This is a genomic window from Mycobacterium sp. UM_CSW, from assembly GCF_000455205.1.
In the GTDB taxonomy this organism is placed as follows: Bacteria; Actinomycetota; Actinomycetes; order Mycobacteriales; family Mycobacteriaceae; genus Mycobacterium.
In genome coordinates, this window is sequence record NZ_AUWQ01000036.1 from 1 (window position 1) to 20,307 (window position 20,307).

A 20,307-nucleotide genomic window follows, 5' to 3' on the forward strand; every position below is an offset into this window, starting at 1 on the left:
CGCCGAACCGACCGTCGCCAACGTCTACGCCGGGCACCACCCGACCTTCTACGCGGCACCCGAAATCCCGCACGACGGGTTTCTGGCCGATTTCCTGATGCGCAACAAGGGATTTGTCAGGGACTAATCCCGGTCCGCTCAGCTGCCGAAGCCCCCGCCGGTTGGCGACGCGACGACCGTCGTCGGCGCCGCGGGACCCGCCGGGGCGGCTGGACCCTCGCCGAGGCGGCTCAGCGCGAAGGCGACGCCTTTGTCGATCATCGCCCCGTCGTCGGCGTAGGCATCGTGGGCGGCGAAGTTCATGCCGTCGGAGCACACCGGGTCCTCAGGGGCGCACACCTTGATGGTCTTGCCCTGATACAGCGGACCGATCGAGACCTGGGGCTGGTTGAGGAAGTTCATCGCCCGGACGTTCGGCATTCCGAACAGCACCACCGAGGAGACGTGGTTGGCGACGTCCGGACCCAGCGGTTTCGGCACGGTCGCAGGATCCACCCCGTCCGGCACGGAGGACGAGGTGACGAACCCCATCACGGCCGCGCCCTGGGAAAAGCCGCCGAGCACCATCTTGGTGTTGGGGCAGTCGTGCGCCATCGACACCACGTGCGCGCCTGCGTCCCTGATGCCGTCGAGACCCGTCGCCCACTCCTGGCTGGCGGGATAGTTGACCGGATAGATGTCGAAGGACCTTGCGCCGACTCGCGAGCGGAGGGTGTCGGCGAACGCCTGGCCGGTCGCGCCAAGGCCGGGCGGCTCACCGGTCCCGCGGGCGAACACCACCTGCACGTCGGGACATTGGGCGGAGGCGGCGGGGAGCGCGCCGGAGAGGACCGAGGCGCTAAGGCCGGCCGCCGCGACGACTGCTGGACCAAGGAAACGAGGGAGGTGACGTGCGATCATGCCGCAATTGTGCCCAACTGAACCCCCGCCTAAACAGTGATCTTCCGGCGAAATATTTCAGATCCGTAAAACCTCCGGCGGACGCGCGGCAGCGCGCCGGCGAGCGATTCGCGACGGCGACCGATTGCCGGGCCGGGGCGCGGGCCTATCCCGCGGTGTGGTCTGCTTGCTGTAGTCCGAGTCGAGGCACACGGTCGAGCCAGCGCCGCCCCTCGCGCGCAATTCGGAGTGAAGCGGCAATGAACGTGAACGTGATACCTCAGCCCCTTGCGAAGGCCTTCGAAGCGACCGTGGCGCGAGCCACCGATCGATTGGCAAATCCGGCGCGGGTCTCCGACCCCGACCGGCTGCGCGGCGCCGTTTCCGGCAAGACGGTACTGGTGACCGGTGCGTCGTATGGCATCGGCGAGGCGACGGCCCGCAAGATGGCCGCCGCGGGAGCGACGGTCCTGATCGTCGCGCGGTCCGCGGAACGGCTCGAGGACATCGCGGCGGCAATCAACGCCGGCGGCGGCCGGGCGGTCGCCTACCCGACCGACCTGACCGACGAGTCCGCGGTCAGCGAGCTGACGAAGCAGGTCACCGAGGAGTACGGCGCGGTGGACATCGTGGTGAGCAACGCGGGCAAGTCGTTGCGTCGCAGCCTGCATGATCAGTACGACCGCCCCCATGACTTCCAGCGCACCATCGGCATCAACTACCTCGGACCGATCTGGCTGCTGCTGGGCCTGCTGCCGGCCATGCGCGAGCGCGGCGGCGGGCACATCGTGAACGTGTCGAGCGTCGGGGTGCGCGTCGTCCCCGGCCCGCAGTGGGGCGCCTACCAGGCCTCCAAGGGCGCATTCGACCGCTGGTTGCGCAGCGTCGCCCCGGAATTGCACGTCGACGGCGTGGACGTCACGGCGGTCTACTTCGCGCTGGTCCGTACCCGGATGATCGCGCCCACACCGATTTTGGGCCGGCTTCCCGGCCTGTCCCCGGACGAGGCCGCCGACGCGATCGCCAAGGCGGTGATCGAGCGGCCCCGCACCAACGAACCCCCGTGGGTGTGGCCGGCCGAGCTGGCCTCGGTGCTGCTGGCCGGGCCCGCCGATCGCGCGGCCCGGCTGTGGCACCGGCGTTTCTTCGCCGACGCCGACGACCAAGAGGCCGAACGATGACCGACGGCGTGGTCACCACCGCGTTCCGCGCGCTGCTGCGCTCCCGACTGCTCAGCCCGCCTTCGCCGGTCGCGACGGTGCGGCTCATTCGCGAGGCGCGCCGCGGCGGCACCAATCCCTACACGCTGCTGGCGGTCACGGCGGCTCGCTGGCCCGACCGCGCCGCGATCATCGACGACTGCGGCGTTCCAGGCGCCCTCACCTACCGCGAGCTGCGCTCGGAAACGGAATCCCTTGCCTGCAGGTTGTCCGGCGCCGGGGCCGGTCCCGGTCAAGCCGTCGGGCTGATGTGCCGCAACGGGCAGGGCTTCGTCAAGGGCTTCTTCGCCGCCGCGCTGATCGGCGCCGACGTCGTGCTCGTCAACACGGACTTCCGCACCGACGCGCTGGCCGCCGCACTGAGTGGCCACAGGATCACGACGATGGTCGCCGACGACGAGTTCGCGGAACGGGTGCGCGCCGCCGATCAGTCGGTTGCCCTCGTCGACCCGGCGGCGGTCGGTGCACGCGACGAAGGCCGGCGGCCTTCGAGACCCGACGTGGCCGCGCCCGGCCGGATCATCCTGCTGACGTCCGGTACGACGGGCAGGCCCAAGGGTGTGCCGCGCACACCGCAGCTGCGTTCGGCGGTGGGCGTCTGGGTGACGATCCTGGATCGCACCGGGTTGCGGACCGGGTCGCGGATCTCGGTGGCGATGCCGATGTTTCACGGGTTGGGGCTCGGCATGCTGATGCTGACCGTAGCCCTCGGCGGGACGGTCCTGACGAATCGACACTTCGACGCCGAGGCCGCGCTCGCGCAGGCATCGCTGCATCGCGCCGACGCCTTCACCGCGGTGCCGGTCGTGCTGGCGCGCATCCTGGACCTGCCGGAGCGGGTGCGGGCGCGAAACCCGTTGCCCTACCTGCGTGTGGTGCTGTCCAGTGGGGACCGGCTGGATCCCAGCCTCGGGCAGCGGTTCATGGACGCCTACGGCGACATTCTCTACAACGGCTACGGCTCAACGGAAGTCGGCATCGGGGCGCTGGCCACGCCGGCCGACCTGCGCGAGGCCCCCGAGACGGTCGGAAAACCCGTCGCCGGCTGCCCGGTGCGCATCTTCGACAAGAACGACCGACCCGTCGGCCCGCGCGTCACGGGCCGCATCTTCGTCGGCGGCGAGCTGGCCAGCGAGGGCTACACCGACGGTGGTGCCAAAGCCGTCGTCGGCACCATGACCAGCACCGGCGACATGGGCTACCTCGACAACTCGGGCCGGCTCTACATCGTCGGCCGCGAGGACGACATGATCATCTCCGGCGGCGAGAACGTCTACCCGCGCGCGGTCGAGAACGCGCTCGCCGAGCACCCCGACATCGCCGACAACGCGGTCATCGGCGTTCCCGACGAACAGTTCGGTCAAAGGCTGGCCGCCTTCGTGGTCCCGCAGCCCGGGCGCAGCCTCGACCCGGAGGCGCTGCGGGATTACCTGAAGGGCAGGGTTTCCCGCTTCGAGCAGCCGCGCGACATCAACATCGTCGAGAGCATCCCGCGCAACCCCGCGGGCAAGGTGGTGCGCAAGGAGCTGTCGACCTAGGCGCCGGCTATTGCTTGTCCTTGGGTTCCAGCGCGGCGACCCGGTTGGCCAGCCAGTTGGGCGCCAGCACCGACACGGCGGTGGCACCCGCCGTCGAACCGATCACGCCGGACCAGGCGACCGGCCCCAGGGGCGTGCAGCCGAAGAACTGGCTGACGCCCGGGGTCTGCACGATGGCGACCAGCACACCCGCGCTGCCCAGCGCGGTGGCCAGGACCAGCGGGCTGTGGCGGCGGGTCAGCAGGGTCTGCGCGAGCTGCGTGCTCACCAGCGCCGTGAGACCCATTGTCGACGTGCGGCGTTCGGTGCCCGGAGTCCAACGCCCGATGGCCCAGGCCGCCGTCGCGCCGGCGGCGGTGACGGCGCCGCGGGTGACGATCTGGCGCATGAGCGGCGCGTCGAGCGACGGCGAGGGTTCGGACAGCGCCGCCAGCTGGAAGGCCCGCTGCATTTCCTCGGCGTCGCGATCGGCGCCGTCCTCATCGTCTTCTGGTTGCGGGTATTGCGGCGTGACGGCCACCGCGAGCGCGGGAAACATGTCGGTGAGCAGGTTCACCAGCAGCAGTTGACGCGTGCCGACCGGCGCCCGGCCGGTGCCCAACGCGGTGCCGATGATGGTGAAGAGCACCTCGCCCACGTTGCCGCCGACCAGGATGCTGACGGCGTCGCGCACCCCGCCCCACATGCCGCGGCCCTCGACCAGCGCGTCGAGCAGGACGCCGAGGTCGTCGTCGGTCAAGACGATGTCGGCGGCCCCGCGGGCGGCCGACGACCCGCGACCGCTGACCCCGATGCCGACGTCGGCCATCCGGATCGCGGCGGCGTCGTTGGCCCCGTCGCCGACCATCGCGACCGCCTGCCCGCTGTGCTGCAACGCCGCGACGATCTGCACCTTCTGCTCGGGGCTGACGCGGGCGAACACCTGCACGTCGGCGGCGAGTCTGGCCCGGGCGTCCTCGTCGAGCGCGGCCAGTTCGGCCCCGGTGGCCTCACGTGCATCCGACGGCAGCCCCAGCTGACGCGCGATCGCCCGGGCGGTGACGGGATGGTCGCCGGTGATCAGCACGACCCGGCGTCCGGCCTGCACCAGCGCCTCGATCAGCGGCCGCGCCGACGGGCGCGCGGTGTCGGCCAATCCCACAAAGCCGACCAGCTCCAGGTCGTGCGCGGCGGCGTCGACGCTGTCGGCGTCGGTGTCCTCCTCGGCGGTCCCGCGGTCCCAGTTGCGCCGGGCCACCGCCAGCACGCGCAGGCCTTCCCCGGCGAGACTCAACACCAACGACTCGGCATGGTCTTGGTCGCCGTTGCCTTCGGCGAACCGGCAGCGCGGCAGGATCTCCTCGGGGGCGCCCTTGACCATCAGCATCGGCTCCGCCGTCGCGGCGGTGGCGGTGACGATGGAGGCAGAGTAGCCGCGACTGGACTCGAACGGCACCTCGGCGAGCACGGTCCATTCCGAATCCGCCTGACCATCAAGGGAATTGGCGGCGGTCAGGATGGCCTCGTCGGTGGCGTGCGCGTGCCCCTGCCCGTTGTGCGGCTGGGTGCACGCGCGCGCGGCGATGCGCAGCACCTCGGCGGCCCGCGGCTCGGCGGGATCCGGGAAGGGGCCGTCCGCGCTCGTCTCCTGCGGCACCGCCCGGACGAGGCGCAGGCGGTTCTCGGTGAGGGTGCCGGTCTTGTCGAAGCACACCGTCTGGACGCGGCCCAGCGCTTCGACGGCGCGTGGGGTGCGGACCAGCACGCCGCGCCGCGACAACCGCTGGGCCGCGGCGAGCTGGGACAGGGTGGCCACCAGCGGGAGGCCCTCCGGGACGGCGGCCACCGCGATCGCGACGCCGTCGGCGACCGCCTGGCGCAGCGAACCCTGGTGCGCCAGGGCCAATCCGGTCACCGCCGCGCCGCCGGCAAGCGTCAGCGGAAGCACCTTGCTGGTCAATTCCCGCAACCGCGCCTGCACCCCGGCGGCCGACTCGACATCGGCGATCGCCGACATCGCCCGTTGCGCGGCGGTGCCGGCGCCGGTGGCCACCACGATCGCCCGGGCGCGGCCGGCGACGATGGTGCTGCCCTCGAAAAGCATGCTGGCCCGGTCGGAGTCCGTGACCGCGACGGGATCGACCTGCTTGTCCACCGGCAGCGACTCACCGGTGAGGAAGGACTCGTCGACCTCCAGGTCCTCGGCCACCAACAGGCGTGCGTCCGCGGGCACCACCTCGGGGGCGGCCAGGTCGATGATGTCGCCCGGGCGCAGCGACTTGGCGCTCACCGTCACGGTCCGATCGGTCGAACGGGCCGCCTCGAGCCGGCGGCGCGCCGTCGCAACGGTCGGGAGGACGACGCGCCGCGCGTGCCGGTCCTGCTCGGCGAACAGCTCGGCGACCGCCGCCTCGGCCCGCAGCCGCTGCACCCCGCCCGCGATCGCGTTGGCCGTCATCACGCCCGCGACCAACAGCGCGTCGACGTTGCTGCCGACGATCGCCGAGGCCGCCGCGCCCACCGCCAGGATCGGCGTGAGCGGATCGGCGAGCTCGGCCCGCGTCGCGGACAGCAGCCGCCCCACCCGGGTGGCCGGGCCTCGCAGCGGCGCGACGAGGGGGTTGTAGGAGAGGTCGTCGAGGACCTGCCGCCAGGGCGCCTCCCCGGGCTCGACGGCCAGCGGACGCGTGCGGCTGGCCAGCCGCGAGTAAACGATTTCGGGATCCAGGGCGTGCCACGCGGTCAGCGGCTGCGGCGTGGGGTCCGGCAACCGGAGCGCCCGGGTGGCCGAGAAGACGCCCGATACCAACGCGGCCGCGGCGGCGGCGTTGACCGGGTTGAGCCAGCGCTGCACCGCCAACGGATTGGCCGTTCCGGGCTCGCCGGTGACCAGCAACAACCCGGCCAGCGTGCTGCCGCCCTTGGCCAGGCGCACCGACGATTCGGTGGCCTCCCTGGCCACCGGCAGCGTCGAGAGGATCCGCACCGCCGCGGCGAGGTCCGTGCCGGTGATGATGTCGGCGGTCCACGGCGTCGCGGCCTGCGGATCGTCCAGCGCCACGCCGACGTCGGCGACGGCCAGGGCCGCCAACGTGTCGGTGGACGCGAAATCCCGGTGTACGGCGGTGATCAGCAGCACCGGCCCGCGGTCCGTCCGCAGATCGCGGACCAACTGCAGCAGCGGCGTGCCCGCCGGGTGGCTCACCGCCACGCTCGCGGTCAGGTCCTCGGTGCCCGCCACGTGACGCAGCACCACCCGCGCCCCGGTCCGGTGGGCCGTCTGCAACAGCGGGATCGCGAACGGGTCGACCTCCCATCCCACGTCGACGCCGCCGACGCGTTCACCGTCGACGATGAGGTCGGCGTGCTCAAGGCCCTGGGCGGGCGTCGCCGACGGCTCCTGGGCGCGGAGCCACCGCAGGCGCGCCCCGGTGGCCGGCAATTCGTCGGGGTCGGGGTCGGGCGCCTCTTCACCGTGCAGCAGCGCGTCGGCGACCTCGTAGACCCGGTCCTCGTCCCAGCCGGGCACGTCTCCTCTGGCCTGCAGCACCGCGCGGTTGTCGCCGCGCAGCGCCGCGCCGTCGATGACGACCACCTTGACCCGATCCAGCCGGCGCAGCGCGCCGGGGTCCAGGATCAGTTGCCCGGCGTTGGCGAGGCCGCGCCCCAGCACCGCGGCGAAGGTCTGACGGCCCACGTGCGCGGCGCGCGGCACGCCGGCCAGCAGCGCCCCGGCCGCGTCTTCGGTGCCACCGCCGGCCAGCAGCGCACCGGCCGCGGCGATCAGCGAGGCGTTCGCGGCCTGATCGACGTACTCCTCGACCGGGCCGGCCATGGAACCCTTCGCGGTGTCGATGGCGGCGTCGATCGCCCCGCCGACCACCACGTGCGAGACCTCGCCGGCGGCCGCCGCGGCCCAGTTGTGCCGCGGGGCCTGCGAGCTGGGTCCGGCCGACGAGATGACGGGCACCACCGGCGCCTGGGGCCGATCCGGCGAGGCCAGCTGGGGCTCCCGCTCCCGCCAGCGCTGACGGTGGGCCGACGCCTCCGAGATCTGCAGGCCGCGTTGCGCCAGGTCCAGCATCGGCGTGCCCACCGCCTGGGTCAGGCCGTTGGCCAGGGCCGTCGAGGCGCTCAGCGCGATGTCGGTGCCGACGCGACCCAGCCGCGACTCCAGGACGGCCACCACCCGCGGCTGGTGATTGAGCAGGGCGGCCGCGGCGCGCGCGCTGCGCGGCGCGACGGGCAGGTGGCCCAGCCAGCCGGTCACCGCGGCGCCAATGGCCGCGACATCCATCGCCGCCGCGGTGAACGGGACCAGAATCGCCAACGGGTTACCCGGGTCGGCAAACGGCGCGGTGCGGCTTATCGCCTTGGGTCCGGTGAAAGCCAGGTCGGCGGCCACGCTGCACACCGTTTCCCGGACTTCGTCCAGCACCTGGTCGGCGTCGGCGTCGGCGTCGAGTTCGACCACGAGCCGGCCCAGCGCGCCCTCGACGTGGGCCGTGGCGACGCCCGGAATCCTGCGAACCGGTTCCTCCACCACCGCTGCGTGTTCGTGCCAGCTGGGGAACGGCAGCAGTGGATCCAGGTCCAGATGTACTCGCCGCCCGCTGTGCCAGCGCACCGGCGGGGCGACACCGTTGGGGGAGGAGCCGTTGGACGCGGCGCTGATGCCGATCGCCCGGCCGGTCGTGTGGGCCATCGACGAAACCACCGGGCTGGCCAATTCCATCACCGGGCTGGCGAACAGCTGCACCGCGCCCGCGGCGCCGGCCGCAGTGGAGACGCCGGCTCGTACCACCTGCGCGGCTCCGCCGGTCACGCCAGCGACGACGCTGGCTACACCCGGAATCCTCATTCCGTCACCCTTCAAACCCGTCTGCCCGCGCCTAATGATCCTGGCGTGTCAGCGGCCTGTCCACAGGTGGCCCGGATGGACGGCGGCGCGATTACACCAGCGAGTGGGGCGCGTCGGACTCGCTCGGTTGCCAGGGTTGCAATTGCTTCCTGGCAAAAGGTTACCGGGTTGGCGGCGGGCCAAACCTGGGAGAACACGCGGAGGCGGAGAAATCTCCTGGGGAGACGTCGTCGGAACGACGCGGTCGCGGTGTCGCGCGCCGAACCCGTTGGCGCAGAAGGTGTTTCGGGAACGGCCGAAGTACCAGCCGGGCAGAAAACACAAATGCGCGGTAGCCGTCGGACGGCTACTCGCGCATTCGGCTTGGATAAAAGGTCTACAAGATCCGGTGATTCGCCCTGCCGACCTGATACCCGGCCGGGAAGGACTTCTCGATGACCTGCAACTGATGGTTCACCCGGGACTCCAGCTCGAGAACCACGCAACTATCGCCGAGAGATTTCGACTCGAGAACTATGTACCGCTGACCACAATCGGTGATCGGGTCGCCCGAGTGCAATTTCTCGACCGGCACCGACTCCGGGGTTCCTGCTTCCTCCATCCCAACACGGTAGGTCAATTCCGCGGGGGAGGGAATAGATCCCTAGCCGGTGTCGGGTGAGCGTTGTTTGAAGAACACGCTGACGCGAGAGATCAGCCCGTCGTCACCCCGCTCGAAAAGAATGCATTCGGGCCACGTCGCGCTGACGCCGTCGATCTCGAACGCCTCGGTCAACTCGACATAGGAAAGGCGATCGTTCACGTGGGAGACCCGCTGCACCTCCAGCCGGTGACCCTTGAGGGTCGTACACACCTTGCGCAGGTAGGCGACGTAGTGCTGCTTGCCCTCGACGACATCGCAGAACGGGCCCTCCCGGGTCAGTCCGTCGTCGGCGATGGTGGCGGCGAGGCCGTCCCAATCATGGGCGGCGAGGCATTCCAGGTAGCGCTCCACGACGCCGGCCCGGACCTCAGTCACATTCGGTGACCTCACGGAAAACACAGTAAGGCACCGCGGCAACCTGGGAAACGGTGAGAATAGTGCGATGACTGCACCCAGGCCACCGGAGGCCGAAGCGCCGACGTGCTACCGGCATCCCGGTCGCCAGACCTATCTCCGCTGCAACCGCTGCGAGCGCTACATCTGCCCGGACTGCATGCGCGCGGCCGCGGTCGGTCACCAATGCGTGGAATGCGTGGAGGCGGGCGCCCGAAGCATTCGTCAGCCCCGCACGCAATTCGGCGGGCGGGAACGGACCGGCACGCCGGTGGTCACTTACGCGCTGATCGCGATCAACGTGGGAGTGTTCGCGCTGCAGATGTCGGTGCGGGGCTTGCAAAGTCAGCTCGTGCTGTGGCCACCCGCCGTCGCCGACGGCCAGCTGTACCGTTTGGTGACCTCGGCGTTCGTGCACTATGGCGCCGCTCATCTGCTGCTGAACATGTGGGCCCTGTACGTCGTGGGCCCGCCCCTCGAGATGCTGCTCGGCCGGTTGCGGTTCGGCGCGCTGTACGCGCTGAGCCTGCTGGGCGGGTCGGTGCTGGTCTATCTGATCACGCTGAACACGGCGACGGCGGGCGCGTCGGGCGCGGTGTTCGGCCTTTTCGGGGCCACGTTCGTGGTGGCGAAGCGGCTCAACCTCGACATGCGCTGGGTCGTCGCGGTCATCGTGATCAATTTGCTCTACACGTTCGTGGCTCCGGCCGTGAGTTCCGAACGGATCAGCTGGCAGGGCCACGTGGGCGGGCTGGTGACCGGCGGATTGGTCGCCGCGGCTTACGTTTACGCGCCGAGGGAACGCCGCAACCTGATCCAGGCCTCGGTGACCGTCCTGGCATCGGTTCTGTTTGCGGCGTTGATCTGGTGGCGCACGGGCGTTCTCGCGGCGGAGCTGTACCTGTGAGCTGGTGGACGGCGCACGCCGAAACCGAGCTGTCAGAAGATGTCCCCGCGCCGCCCGACGACGTCCGCGATTTCTACGTGGATCTGGACAACATCAAACTCGTGCATCCGCTGATCGTGTCGGTGCAGGCGACGTCGCGCGCCGAAACGCCGGAAGGCTACCTGCAGAGCTACCGGGTGGTGGACCGCATTCCATTGGGGCCGTTCACCATGCGGATCACCTATCGCGCGCGGCTGCACGTCCGGACGGACGGCGAGGTGACGACCGAGGCCGATCAGTCGCCGGGGGTGCGCCTGCGCGGAAGCGTGAGCTTCGCGCCGATCGACGGCGGAACCCGCGTCACCGAGCGGATCCTGATCGCCGCGCCCCGCCCGCTCGCCGCGATGACCACGCGGGAGGCCGTCAAAGCGCATACCGAGATGCTGGCCGGCATCCGGCGCCACTTCGAATCCGGTTGAACGGGCAGCGTTTTAGGCGCCGGCGAAATCGATGATCCCGCGAATGTTGCGCCCTTCGCGCAGGTCCGCGAACGCCTCGTTGATCTGGTCGAGCCCATAGTGACGGGTGACCAGCTCGTCCAGTTTCAACGCGCCCGCCTGATACAACGACAGCAGCAGCGGCACGCTGGTGCGCGGGTTCATCCCGCCGTAGAGGGCTCCCCGGAGTTGTTTGGCCGACAGCGTCATCTCCTGCAGGACCAACGGCGTCGGGGGCTCGGTGTACGGGGTGATGCCGGTGAGCACGCAGACCCCGCCCTTGCGGAGCAGCGTCATCGCCAACGGGATCAGGTCCACGTGCACAACGCCGGGGCAGACGACGACGCGGTCGGCCATCAGGCCGGCGGTGATCTCTCTGACCAAGGGGATCGCGTCCTGCGCGGACGCGGCGGTGTGCGTGGCACCGAAAATCTTGGCCGAATCCCGCTTGGATTCAACGGGATCCACCGCGACCACATATTTTGCGCCGACGGCGCGCGCGCCCTGCAGGGCGTTCATCCCGACGCCGCCGGCGCCGATGACGACGACGGTGTCCCCCGGTTCGGTCTCCGCCGAGACCGTCGCGGACCCCCAGCCGGTGCTGACACCGCAGGAGACCAGTGAGGCGGCGTGGAAGGGTATCGCGTCGTCGATCTTGATGACGGACCTCTCGGACAGCACCGCGTATTCCGCGAAAGTCCCCAGTTGCCCATACGCCAACAGGTTTTCGTCGCCGAGGTGCCGGCGGCACGTTCCGTCGGTGGGCATCTCCCGCACGAACAGGCTCGCGCCGATATCGCAAATGTAGCTTTGACCGTTGACGCAGAACCGGCAGCTGCCGCACGCGGGGATGAACGAGAGCGCCACGTGGTCCCCGGGCCGCACCGTCGTCACGCCCGGCCCGACCTCCGCGACGACGCCGGCGCCCTCGTGGCCACCCAGCAGCGGGAACCAGTCCGGCGCGGGCTGACCGCTCGCGGCCAGCACTTCGGGGGTGGGCACCACGTCGCCGGTAAACACGTGGTCATCGGAATGGCAGATTCCGGCCACGGCCATCCGCACCAGGACCTCGCCGCCGCGTGGCGGGTCGAGAGTGATCTCGCGGACCTCCCAGTCCTCGCCGACGCCGCGCAGCACGGCGGCACGACACTTCATGGCAAACCTCCTGCTTCGGTCAGTCGCTTGACGGCCAGCTCCCGAAGTTCGCCGGCCTTGATCTTGGCGTTGCCCGTCACCGCCACTTCGTCCTCGCGGAAGAACAGCACTTGGCGCGGCACCTTGTAACTCGCCAATCGTTGCCGCATGCGCCCCAAAAGCTCTGTGGTGTCGATGATTACACCGTCGTGTGGCACGACGCAGGCGACGACGACCTCCCCGAGGGTGTGATGCGGAACGCCGACGGTCTGGGCAACCTTGACGCCCGGCTGCGCCATGAGGGCCTCGTCGACTTCGCGGGGGGAGACGTTGGCGCCGCCGGTCTTGATGATGTCGGTCAGCCGGCCTTGCCAGTAGAGCCGCCCCTCGTCGTCGAGGTAGCCGCCGTCGCCGGTCGGGAAGAAGCCCTCGGAATCGAGCGTCTCGTCGAGCGGGGTGCCGAGATAGCCGAGCATGAGTGTCGGCCCCTTGACGCAGATCTCGCCCGCCTGGCCGCGCGGGACGGTGCCGCCGGTAAGCGGATCGGCGATCTTCAACGTCACACCGGGCAGCGCCACCCCGAAGCTGTCCGCGTGGACCTCGGGTGGGGTGTTGGCGGGATAACCCGTTGTGATCGTGAATGTTTCGGTGTTGCCGTAGGCGTGGCCCGGCTCGTGCCACTCGCCCGACACCGTCGGATGGTGGGCGATGGGAGTCTTGAAATCCGCGAACCGCACGCTGCTCAGGTCGACCATGCTCCAGTTGGGCGCGCCCTCCAACTGGGCCCACTGGTGGGGCCACGCGAACGGGAAGTTCACCCGCTCGGCCTGCATGAGCTCGAGCGCCTCGGCGGCGTCGAACGTCGATTGCAGCACCAGTGTCCCGCCACTGGCCAGCGTGGATCCGAGCACCATCGTGAAATTGCCGGACCAGAAGAAGCCGTTGGCGGTCCAGCCGCGAACGTGGTCGTCCGGGCTGAACCCATACATGCGCCGGAATCGCCACAGCTGTATGCACACCCCGCGGTGCGCGCCGAGGATGCCCTTCGGCTTGCTGGTCGAGCCGGACGAGAAGAACAGCACGGCGGAATCGCTGGGATACACCGCCGCGGCAGTCGCCTCGACCAGCTCGCGCGGCTCGTCGTGGCCGGACGACAGGAACTCGGGCCACGATTCGATGCCCGGCGCCGGGTCACCGACGAGCGCGAGTTTGCGCAAGTACGGATAGGTCGCCGGGTCCAGCTCGGCCAGCACGGCCGCGAAGTCCTTCGTCAGCACCCTGCGTTCGAACAACAGCACCGCGATGGCGGAGGCCCGGATCAGATGATCCAGTTCGGGCGGCGTCGAAAACGTGCTCAACGGGACGGCGATGCCCCCGGCCAAGGAGGTGCCGAACACTGCGGCAAGCCATTCCGGCCGGTTTGTCATCAACACCCCGACGCGGGTGCCGTTGCCCACGCCGCACGCGCGCAACGCGCGCGCCACCTCGATCGCGCGGTCCCAGAGTTCGGCGTACGTCCACCGGGTGACGCTGTCGGCGGTGCGCCACACCAGCGCCTCGCGCGGGCCGTACGTCCGCGTCACGTCGTGCAGGAAGCCCGGCAGCGTGAGCGATCCGAGCCCGGGCTCATCCGACAGCGGTGGCCCGGAAACGATCGAAAGAACCTGTGCCGCTTGCGGATCCGTCTCGTCGGCCATGGCTACAACGGGAGTTCCACCTCGGCCGTGCAGCCGACCAGCATTTCCCCGTTCTGGTTGGTCAGTCGCAGCTTCACCTGGACCAGCGGCACACCCCAGGCCGACTCCGTTTGCTTGTCGACGATCTCGGCATCGAAATATGTCACGTCGCCCTCGAAGGCGGGCGTGCGGAAGTCGGCCTTGGAGTGACGCACCAAGCCGTCGTGGCCGGCCCAGTACGCGAGATAGTCGGTGCACCACGCGCCCATCGTGGCGCCGTAGCCGTAGGCGCGCGCCATGCCCACCTCGCTGGCCCGCTCGGCGTCGATGTGTCCACGCGACGGACCGACGTAAAGCCCGTCGCGCTTGCGCGGATCGATCTTCGCGTCTTCTTCGTCGAAGGCAAAGTCCTTGCCCCAGCCGGGATCCTGATAGACCCAGGGATCCTCGATGCCCGCTGGCGCCACCCACTCGAAGGTGCCCCAGATGTTGAACAAGAACGCCCGGTATTCGGTGGTGAAGCTGGCGATGCTGTGCGGGCCGATCACCCGACGCGGCAGCGTGTCGCCGACCTTGACCTCGTCGAAGCGGGGCGAAACACCCAGCCGGTTGGACTCGAGCCACTCGCGCCGCAGCCTCTCGACGGCCTCGAGTTCGATTTGCGTCCAGCGCTTGATCTCGCCGAGCTGGTTTTCGAACATGCCACGCTTGGTGGCTTCCTCGTACAGATAGCGGATCGCGGTGGAACGCTCGCGCGCCACCAGGGCGCCGTGCTGGTTCTTGTGGACGGTGTCGCCGCGCGAAAACATCGTGGGGCCGGCGAATTTCGTCTCGGTCACCTTGTAGTCGTGGAACCGGCGCTCCTGGAACAACTTATCCCCGGGCCGAACCGGACAGCCGTAGAACCACCACTCCTCGCCGCCGAAGATCAAGTGGCTGTTCGGGATGTGGCCGACACATGCCGGCGCTGCGCCGTGCCCGTAGTCCAGGGCTACCGCGATGGACTGCGGCGCGACGATGCCACCGAACTTCGACTCGCGCGCGAACTGCTCGTCCCAGTGCAGCGGATTGGGGTAGTCCATCGCCATCACCCAGCGCCGAATGTCCGAGGAGCTGCACGGATCCCACAACTGACCGCCGCCGATCGGCTTGCCGACCCGGTGATCGACGTCGGACAGATCGAGGTGGGCGTCCGCGGGCTTGGTCGTCTTCTTCGTCATCGGCGCTCCCGTCAGCGGTTGACGTCGACGACGATCCGGCCGCGCACCTTGCCATCCATGAGTTCGCCGGCCGAGGCGATGGCTTCGCCCAGCCCGATCTCTCGGGCGATCGCATCGAGCGCGCCGGCGTCCAGGTCGCGTGCCAGGCGTTCCCAGGCGGTCAGCCGCCGCTGCTTGGGCGCCATCACGCTGTCGATGCCGAGCAGCGAGACACCGCGCAGGATGAACGGCGCGACGGTCGCCGGGAAGTCCATGCCGCCGGCCAGGCCGCACGCGGTGACCGCGCCGCCGTACCGGGTCTGCGCGCAGGCGTTGGCCAGGGTGTGGCTGCCGACGGTGTCGACGACGCCCGCCCAACGCTCCTTCTGCAGCGGCTTGCCCGCCTCGCTCAATTCGGCGCGGTCCAACACCGTCACGGCGCCGAGTTGCTGGAGGAACTGCTCTTCCGACGACTTGCCTGTCGCCGCGGCCACTTTGAACCCGGCCGCGGTCAACAGCGCGATCGCGACGGTGCCCACGCCGCCGGTCGCGCCGGTCACCAGGACCTCGCCCTGATCGGGGGAGACCCCGTGTTGCAGGAGTGCTTCGACGCAAAGGCTGGCGGTGTAGCCGGCGGTGCCGATCGCCATCGCCTGGTGGGTGGTGAAGGCGGCGGGCAGGGACACCAGCCAGTCACCGTTGAGGCGGGCTCGCTGAGCCAGCCCGCCCCAATGCGTCTCGCCGACGCCCCAACCGTTGAGCACCACGCGGTCGCCCTTGCTCCAGTCGGCGTGGCTGCTCTCGGTCACCACGCCGGCGAGGTCGATACCGGGCACCATCGGAAACTTGCGCACGACGGGCGATTTGCCCGTGATGGCCAGGCCGTCCTTGTAGTTCAGCGTGGAGTACTCGACGTCGACGCTGACGTCACCGTCGGGCAGCTGGGCCTCGTCCAGCTCGGTGACCCCGACGGTTTGTCCCGCGTCACCCTTGTCGATCAAGACTGCTGAAAACATCTGTGCTTCATCCCTTCTGGGGCGCGTAGCCCAGGGTGCTCTTGACCTCCAGATACTCGTGGAACCCGAACTCGCTCCACTCGCGACCGTTGCCGCTGTGCTTGTAGCCGCCGAACGCCGAGTTCATGTCGAAGGCGTGGTTGATCGTCACCCAGCCGGCGCGGATCTTGCGGGCCACCTCCCGGGCCTTGTCGAGGTCGGCCCCGGAGACATAGCCGGCCAGGCCGTAGTCGGTGTCGTTGGCGATCTGCACGGCCTGGTCGAGGTCGTCGTAGCCGAGGATGCACAGCACCGGGCCGAAGACCTCCTCGCGCGCGATCGTCATGTCGTTGGTGACGTTAGCGAAGACGGTCGGCCTGACGTAGTAACCCTTGTCCAGCTCCGCCGGCCGGCCCGGGCCGCCGGCCACGACCGTCGCGCCCTCGTCGATGCCCTTCTGGATCAGGCCCTGGACCTTTTCGAATTGCGCCTGGGAGGCCACCGGTCCGATCGCCCTCTTGTCCTCGGGATTACCGACTTTCACCTGCTCGGCGACCTCGCGTGCGATGTCGATGGCCTCGGCCATCCGCGAATTCGGGACCAGCATGCGGGACGGGGCGTTACAGCTCTGCCCGGTATTCGGCATCATGTTGGCCACGCCGGCGCGGACGCTGTCGGCGAATCCCGCGTCGTCGAGGACGATGTTGGGGCTCTTGCCGCCGAGTTCCTGGGTCACCCGCTTCACCGTCGTCGCGGCGTTCCTGGCCACCTCGACACCGGCACGCGTGGACCCGGTGAACGACACCATGTCGATATCGGGGTGGCTGGCCAGCGCGACGCCGACGCCCGGGCCGTCGCCGTTGACCAGGTTGTAGACCCCGGCCGGGACGCCCGCCGCATCGAGGATCTCGGTGAAGATGTAGGCGGAGAAGGGCGCCACCTCGGACGGCTTCAGGATCATCGTGCACCCGGTCGCCAGCGCGGGGTAGACCTTGACCGCGATCTGGTTGAGCGGCCAGTTCCACGGCGTGATCAGCCCGCACACGCCGATCGGCTCCTTGGCGATCAGCGTCGCCCCGTGCTGTTCGGAGAACTGGAAGTTCTTCAGCACGTCGATCGCCGTCACCAGGTGACCGAGCCCGAGCTGCACCTGCGGGCCGGCGGCCAGCGACGGCGGCGCGCCCATTTCCTCGGTGACGGCGTCGGCCAGATCGCCCGCCCGTTTGCCGTATTCGGCGAGGATCGCCTCCAGCAGTTCGAGGCGTTGTTCGCGGGTGCTTTGCGACCAGCCGTCGAAAGCGCGCCGGGCGGCGTTGACCGCCACGTCGACGTCGGCGGCCGAGCCGAGCGAGATCTTTCCCGCGACCTGTTCGGTGGCCGGGTTCTCGACGTCGAAGGTGTTGGGCCGCACCGGGTCGACCCAGCGGCCGTCGATGTAGAACTTCAAGTACTCGCGCATGACTACTCCTTACTACCTACTGGGTGCCTTCTGCGTACCAGGTGCGGAATTCGTCGTACTTGGGCATCTCCTCGGAATTGGCCTTCGGATCGATGCAGACGTGGACCACGGCCGCCTTGCCGCTAGCGTAGGCCCGCTCGATCGCCGGGCCGATCTCGTCCTCCTTTTCGACGTACTCGCCGTGGCAGCCGAAGCCCTCGGCGACCTTGTCCAGCCGGACGTCTTTGCTCCAGTGCACGCCGGGCTGGGGTGACGGCTGGGGAAAGGTGCGCTTGTAGACGCCAACCTCGAGGCCCCACTGGTGGTCGACGCCCACCACGCACACCAGCGGAAGCCGTTGCCGCGCAGCGGTTTCCAACTCGGCGATGTGGAACAGGAACGCCGAATCGCTGGTCAGCAGCATCACCGGGCGCTTGCCGCCCTCCGCGACCGACGCCCCGATCGCGTACGGCAGGCCGGTACCCAGATGGCCGAAGTTCTGGTTCCAGATGACGTCGCGCGGCTTGGCCTGCGAATAGGTCCACTGAAAGATGACGGTCGCGCCGCCGTCGCGGACCAAAATGCCGTCCTTCGGGAACGCTCGGGTGGCCTCCACGACGAACCGCGCCGGGTGGATCGGTGTGCGGCCGGTCGGCGCGTTCTCCGCCAGCTGCGCCAGCTCCGCCGCGTCCTCGGAGATCCAGCGGTCGAGATCGGCCTGGGAAGCGGCCGAAGCCTTTCTCGGCTCGTCACGGAGCGCGTTCACCAGCTGGGGCACCACACCGCGAAGGTCGCCGACCAGGGGGATGTCGATGGGCCGGTTGACGCCGATGGCCACCGGATCCTGTTCGACCAGAATCCATTTGCGTGTCGCGTCGTTGGGTGCCCAGTGGCGGGTCCGGCCGTAGTGGCTTGGTTCGCCGAGCTCCGTGCCGAGCGCGACGCACAGATCGGACTTCACCACCGCCTCGACGGCCGCCGGTGAGAACCCGTAGGCGAAGGTGCGGTCCTGTAGGCCGTCGATGAACGACGTGCCGCCCGAGGTCTGGATCACCGGGCAGGCCATTAGGTCGGCCAGCTCCCGGACCGCAGCACCGGTCCGCGAGGTGTGGACCCCGTGTCCGACCAGCAGGATCGGGCTTTCGGCCGCCCGGATCAGCTTCGCCGCCTCGGCGACCTCGCGCTCGCCCGCGGTCTGGTTGACGAGCCGATACCTGTTGGGTGGCAGCGGATCCGGCACGTCGAGCTCTTCGAGGATGACGTGCGACGGGTACTCGATGTAGGCGGGTCCGGGTGTTCCCGACATGGCCCGGCGGATCGCCTCGTGAATGATTTCGTCGGTCTGGTCGGCGTACTCGATCGACGCGCTGTACTTGACCGACGGTGCGAACAGCGGTTCCTGCCGGACGAACTGGATGCGGCCGCGCCGGACCCGGCGCTCGGTGATGCGGGCGCGCTGGCCGCCGATGAAGATCACCGGCGAGTTCTCGACCTTCGCGCACTGGATCGCTCCGGCGATGTTGGCCATGCCGGGTCCGAGCGTGCCGATGCACAGGCCGGGCTTGCCCGTCATCCGCGACGCCGCCTCGGCCATGAAGCCCGCGCTCAGCTCGTGATGCGGTGCGACCACGGACCATCCGCGGGCGTCGGCCTCCGTGAACATGTGCACGAAGTTCGGATCCGGGATGCCGAACAGCGTGTTCACGCCCTCGACCTCGAACAGGTCGAGGATGCGCTTGTAGACGGGCACAGCCATGTTTAAAACTCCGTTCCCTCGCGAGCAGACGCAAAATCGCCCTCTGGCAGACTATTTCGTGCGATTCTGTGTCTGCTCGTGCCGATTTCGGCGAGCACTTCGGCGGTGTCGGCCCCGAGTTCGGGCGCCGGCCCGGCGACCCGACCCGGTGTCCGGGAGAACCAGGTGGGCACGCCGGGAAACCGCACCGGCCCGTGCGGGGTGTCGACGGTCTGGAACATGCCGACGGCGTTGAGGTGCGGATCGTCGAACAACGCGCTCGGCGTGTTCAGTGGCGCGGCCGGTATCTCGAGCTCGCGGAACAGCGCGAGCCACTCCTGGGTCGAGCGCTGTTTCATCGTCTCGGCCACCAACCCGTAGACGGTGTCGATATGGCGTGCGCGCTCTTCCAGCGTCGAATACAGCTCACCGGCCCACGGCGGGCGCACCGCGTCGACGAACGCGTTCCAGTGCTTGTCGTTGTAGATCAGCGCGGCGATGTGGCCGTCGCTGGTGCGATACGGACGGCGGTTGGGCGCCACGGTGCGCGGATAGACGGCCGGGCCCAGGGGAGGGTCGAAGAGGGCGCCGTTGGCGTGCTCGACGAGCATGAACGAGGCCATGGTTTCGAACATGGCGACCTCGACCTCCTGCCCCTCGCCGGTGCGCTCGCGGTGGAACAGCGCCATGGTCGTCGCGTACAGCGCGGTCAGCCCGGCGACCTTGTCGGCCATGATGGTGCCGACGTAGTCGGCCTCGCCGGTGAGCTGCTGTTGCACCGCGGGCAGGCCGCATTCGGCCTGGATGGTGTCGTCGTAGGCGGGCCGGTCCCGTTCGGGTCCGCGCCGCCCGTACCCGTAGCAGTTGGTGTAGACGATCGCGGGGTTGATCGCGGCGACGTCGTCGTAGGTGAAGCCGAGCTTGGCGATCGCCTTGGCGCGCATCGAATGGATGAACACGTCCGCGGTCTCGACCAGCGCGCGCAGCGCCCGCGTTCCCTCGTCGGTGCGCAGGTCCAGCACGATGCTGCGCTTGCCGCGGTTCACGTTGACGAACACCCCGCTCATGCCCGGCGCCGGACCGACCGAGATGTAGCGGGTGTTATCGCCCTGGGGCGGTTCGACTTTGATCACGTCGGCGCCCATGTCGGCCATGATCTGGGTGCAGTACGGTCCCATCACCATCGCGGTGAGGTCGATCACCCGAACGCCGGCCAGCGGTCCCGCGCCCGCCC

The 20,307-nt window shown here is 69.4% G+C and carries 15 protein-coding genes; 4 read left to right on the forward strand and 11 right to left on the reverse strand.

What is annotated here, in order from left to right; genetic code table 11:
- Window positions 1–138: 138 nt before the first annotated feature.
- Window positions 139–900, reverse strand: a complete 762-nt coding sequence (locus N415_RS14405) for a cutinase family protein (protein ID WP_068182787.1) — start codon at window positions 898–900, stop codon at window positions 139–141.
- Between the two features lie 239 nt (window positions 901–1,139).
- Here N415_RS14405 and N415_RS14410 point away from each other — a divergent pair, with 239 nt between their 5' ends.
- A complete protein-coding gene (locus N415_RS14410) occupies window positions 1,140–2,060 on the forward strand; it encodes an SDR family NAD(P)-dependent oxidoreductase (protein WP_068182790.1) in 921 nt (306 codons plus the stop codon).
- Entirely contained in the window at window positions 2,057–3,637 is a 1,581-nt protein-coding gene (locus N415_RS14415) for an AMP-binding protein (RefSeq protein ID WP_068182793.1), read from the forward strand. Before N415_RS14410 ends, N415_RS14415 begins: the two co-directional genes overlap by 4 nt.
- A 7-nt stretch (window positions 3,638–3,644) precedes the next feature.
- Here N415_RS14415 and N415_RS14420 read toward each other — a convergent pair whose 3' ends face one another.
- From N415_RS14420 to N415_RS14430, 3 genes are all read right to left on the reverse strand, one after another.
- Complete coding sequence (locus N415_RS14420) at window positions 3,645–8,477, reverse strand: cation-translocating P-type ATPase (protein ID WP_068182795.1); 4,833 nt, start codon at window positions 8,475–8,477, stop codon at window positions 3,645–3,647.
- Window positions 8,478–8,853: 376 nt separating this feature from the next.
- Window positions 8,854–9,078, reverse strand: coding sequence for a hypothetical protein (locus N415_RS14425; RefSeq protein ID WP_068130514.1), 225 nt, complete (start codon window positions 9,076–9,078; stop codon window positions 8,854–8,856).
- A gap of 42 nt (window positions 9,079–9,120) precedes the next feature.
- Window positions 9,121–9,495: a nuclear transport factor 2 family protein gene (locus N415_RS14430; RefSeq protein ID WP_068182798.1), complete on the reverse strand. Its 375-nt coding sequence runs from the start codon at window positions 9,493–9,495 to the stop codon at window positions 9,121–9,123.
- A 67-nt stretch (window positions 9,496–9,562) separates the two neighbouring features.
- On the opposite strand from N415_RS14430, the gene N415_RS32695 reads away from it, so the two are divergent.
- Both N415_RS32695 and N415_RS32700 read left to right on the forward strand, forming a co-directional pair.
- Entirely contained in the window at window positions 9,563–10,420 is an 858-nt protein-coding gene (locus tag N415_RS32695) for a rhomboid family intramembrane serine protease (protein WP_239645551.1), read from the forward strand.
- Complete coding sequence (locus tag N415_RS32700) at window positions 10,417–10,878, forward strand: SRPBCC family protein (RefSeq protein ID WP_068182803.1); 462 nt, start codon at window positions 10,417–10,419, stop codon at window positions 10,876–10,878. Before N415_RS32695 ends, N415_RS32700 begins: the two co-directional genes overlap by 4 nt.
- Before the next feature lie 12 nt (window positions 10,879–10,890).
- On the opposite strand, the gene N415_RS14445 is transcribed toward N415_RS32700, so the two are convergent.
- The 7 genes from N415_RS14445 to N415_RS14475 are packed head-to-tail and all read right to left on the reverse strand — an operon-like array spanning window position 10,891 to window position 20,290.
- On the reverse strand, window positions 10,891–12,051 hold the full coding sequence (locus N415_RS14445) for an NDMA-dependent alcohol dehydrogenase (protein ID WP_255342527.1): 1,161 nt from the start codon (window positions 12,049–12,051) through the stop codon (window positions 10,891–10,893).
- The gene (locus N415_RS14450) at window positions 12,048–13,727 is read right to left on the reverse strand and encodes a class I adenylate-forming enzyme family protein (RefSeq protein WP_068182805.1); all 1,680 of its coding nucleotides are present in this window, start codon (window positions 13,725–13,727) and stop codon (window positions 12,048–12,050) included. The genes N415_RS14445 and N415_RS14450 overlap by 4 nt, the downstream gene beginning before the upstream one ends.
- Before the next feature lie 2 nt (window positions 13,728–13,729).
- On the reverse strand, window positions 13,730–14,926 hold the full coding sequence (locus N415_RS14455) for a MaoC family dehydratase N-terminal domain-containing protein (protein WP_068182807.1): 1,197 nt from the start codon (window positions 14,924–14,926) through the stop codon (window positions 13,730–13,732).
- A gap of 11 nt (window positions 14,927–14,937) precedes the next feature.
- On the reverse strand, window positions 14,938–15,921 hold the full coding sequence (locus N415_RS14460; protein WP_068182809.1) for an MDR family oxidoreductase: 984 nt from the start codon (window positions 15,919–15,921) through the stop codon (window positions 14,938–14,940).
- Between the two features lie 7 nt (window positions 15,922–15,928).
- On the reverse strand, window positions 15,929–17,359 hold the full coding sequence (locus N415_RS14465; RefSeq protein ID WP_068182812.1) for an aldehyde dehydrogenase family protein: 1,431 nt from the start codon (window positions 17,357–17,359) through the stop codon (window positions 15,929–15,931).
- A gap of 16 nt (window positions 17,360–17,375) precedes the next feature.
- Window positions 17,376–19,094 carry a thiamine pyrophosphate-binding protein gene (locus N415_RS14470; RefSeq protein ID WP_068182816.1) on the reverse strand — a complete coding sequence of 573 codons (1,719 nt, stop codon included), beginning with the start codon at window positions 19,092–19,094 and terminating at the stop codon, window positions 17,376–17,378.
- 2 nt (window positions 19,095–19,096) lie between these two features.
- Window positions 19,097–20,290, reverse strand: coding sequence for a CoA transferase (locus N415_RS14475; protein WP_068182880.1), 1,194 nt, complete (start codon window positions 20,288–20,290; stop codon window positions 19,097–19,099).
- Between the last annotated feature and the right edge of the window lie 17 nt (window positions 20,291–20,307).

Excerpts from the sequence above, each read along its gene's own strand:
- N415_RS14420 (WP_068182795.1), bottom strand. The coding sequence starts at position 8,477 with ATGAGGATTCCGGGTGTAGCCAGCGTCGTCGCTGGCGTGACCGGCGGA.
- N415_RS14465 (WP_068182812.1), bottom strand. The coding sequence starts at position 17,359 with ATGCGCGAGTACTTGAAGTTCTACATCGACGGCCGCTGGGTCGACCCG.
- N415_RS14415 (WP_068182793.1), top strand. The coding sequence starts at position 2,057 with ATGACCGACGGCGTGGTCACCACCGCGTTCCGCGCGCTGCTGCGCTCC.
- N415_RS14450 (WP_068182805.1), bottom strand. The coding sequence starts at position 13,727 with ATGGCCGACGAGACGGATCCGCAAGCGGCACAGGTTCTTTCGATCGTT.
- N415_RS14470 (WP_068182816.1), bottom strand. The coding sequence starts at position 19,094 with ATGGCTGTGCCCGTCTACAAGCGCATCCTCGACCTGTTCGAGGTCGAG.
- N415_RS32695 (WP_239645551.1), top strand. The coding sequence starts at position 9,563 with ATGACTGCACCCAGGCCACCGGAGGCCGAAGCGCCGACGTGCTACCGG.
- N415_RS14445 (WP_255342527.1), bottom strand. The coding sequence starts at position 12,051 with ATGAAGTGTCGTGCCGCCGTGCTGCGCGGCGTCGGCGAGGACTGGGAG.
- N415_RS14410 (WP_068182790.1), top strand. The coding sequence starts at position 1,140 with ATGAACGTGAACGTGATACCTCAGCCCCTTGCGAAGGCCTTCGAAGCG.
- N415_RS14425 (WP_068130514.1), bottom strand. The coding sequence starts at position 9,078 with ATGGAGGAAGCAGGAACCCCGGAGTCGGTGCCGGTCGAGAAATTGCAC.
- N415_RS14405 (WP_068182787.1), bottom strand. The coding sequence starts at position 900 with ATGATCGCACGTCACCTCCCTCGTTTCCTTGGTCCAGCAGTCGTCGCG.
- N415_RS14455 (WP_068182807.1), bottom strand. The coding sequence starts at position 14,926 with ATGACGAAGAAGACGACCAAGCCCGCGGACGCCCACCTCGATCTGTCC.
- N415_RS14460 (WP_068182809.1), bottom strand. The coding sequence starts at position 15,921 with ATGTTTTCAGCAGTCTTGATCGACAAGGGTGACGCGGGACAAACCGTC.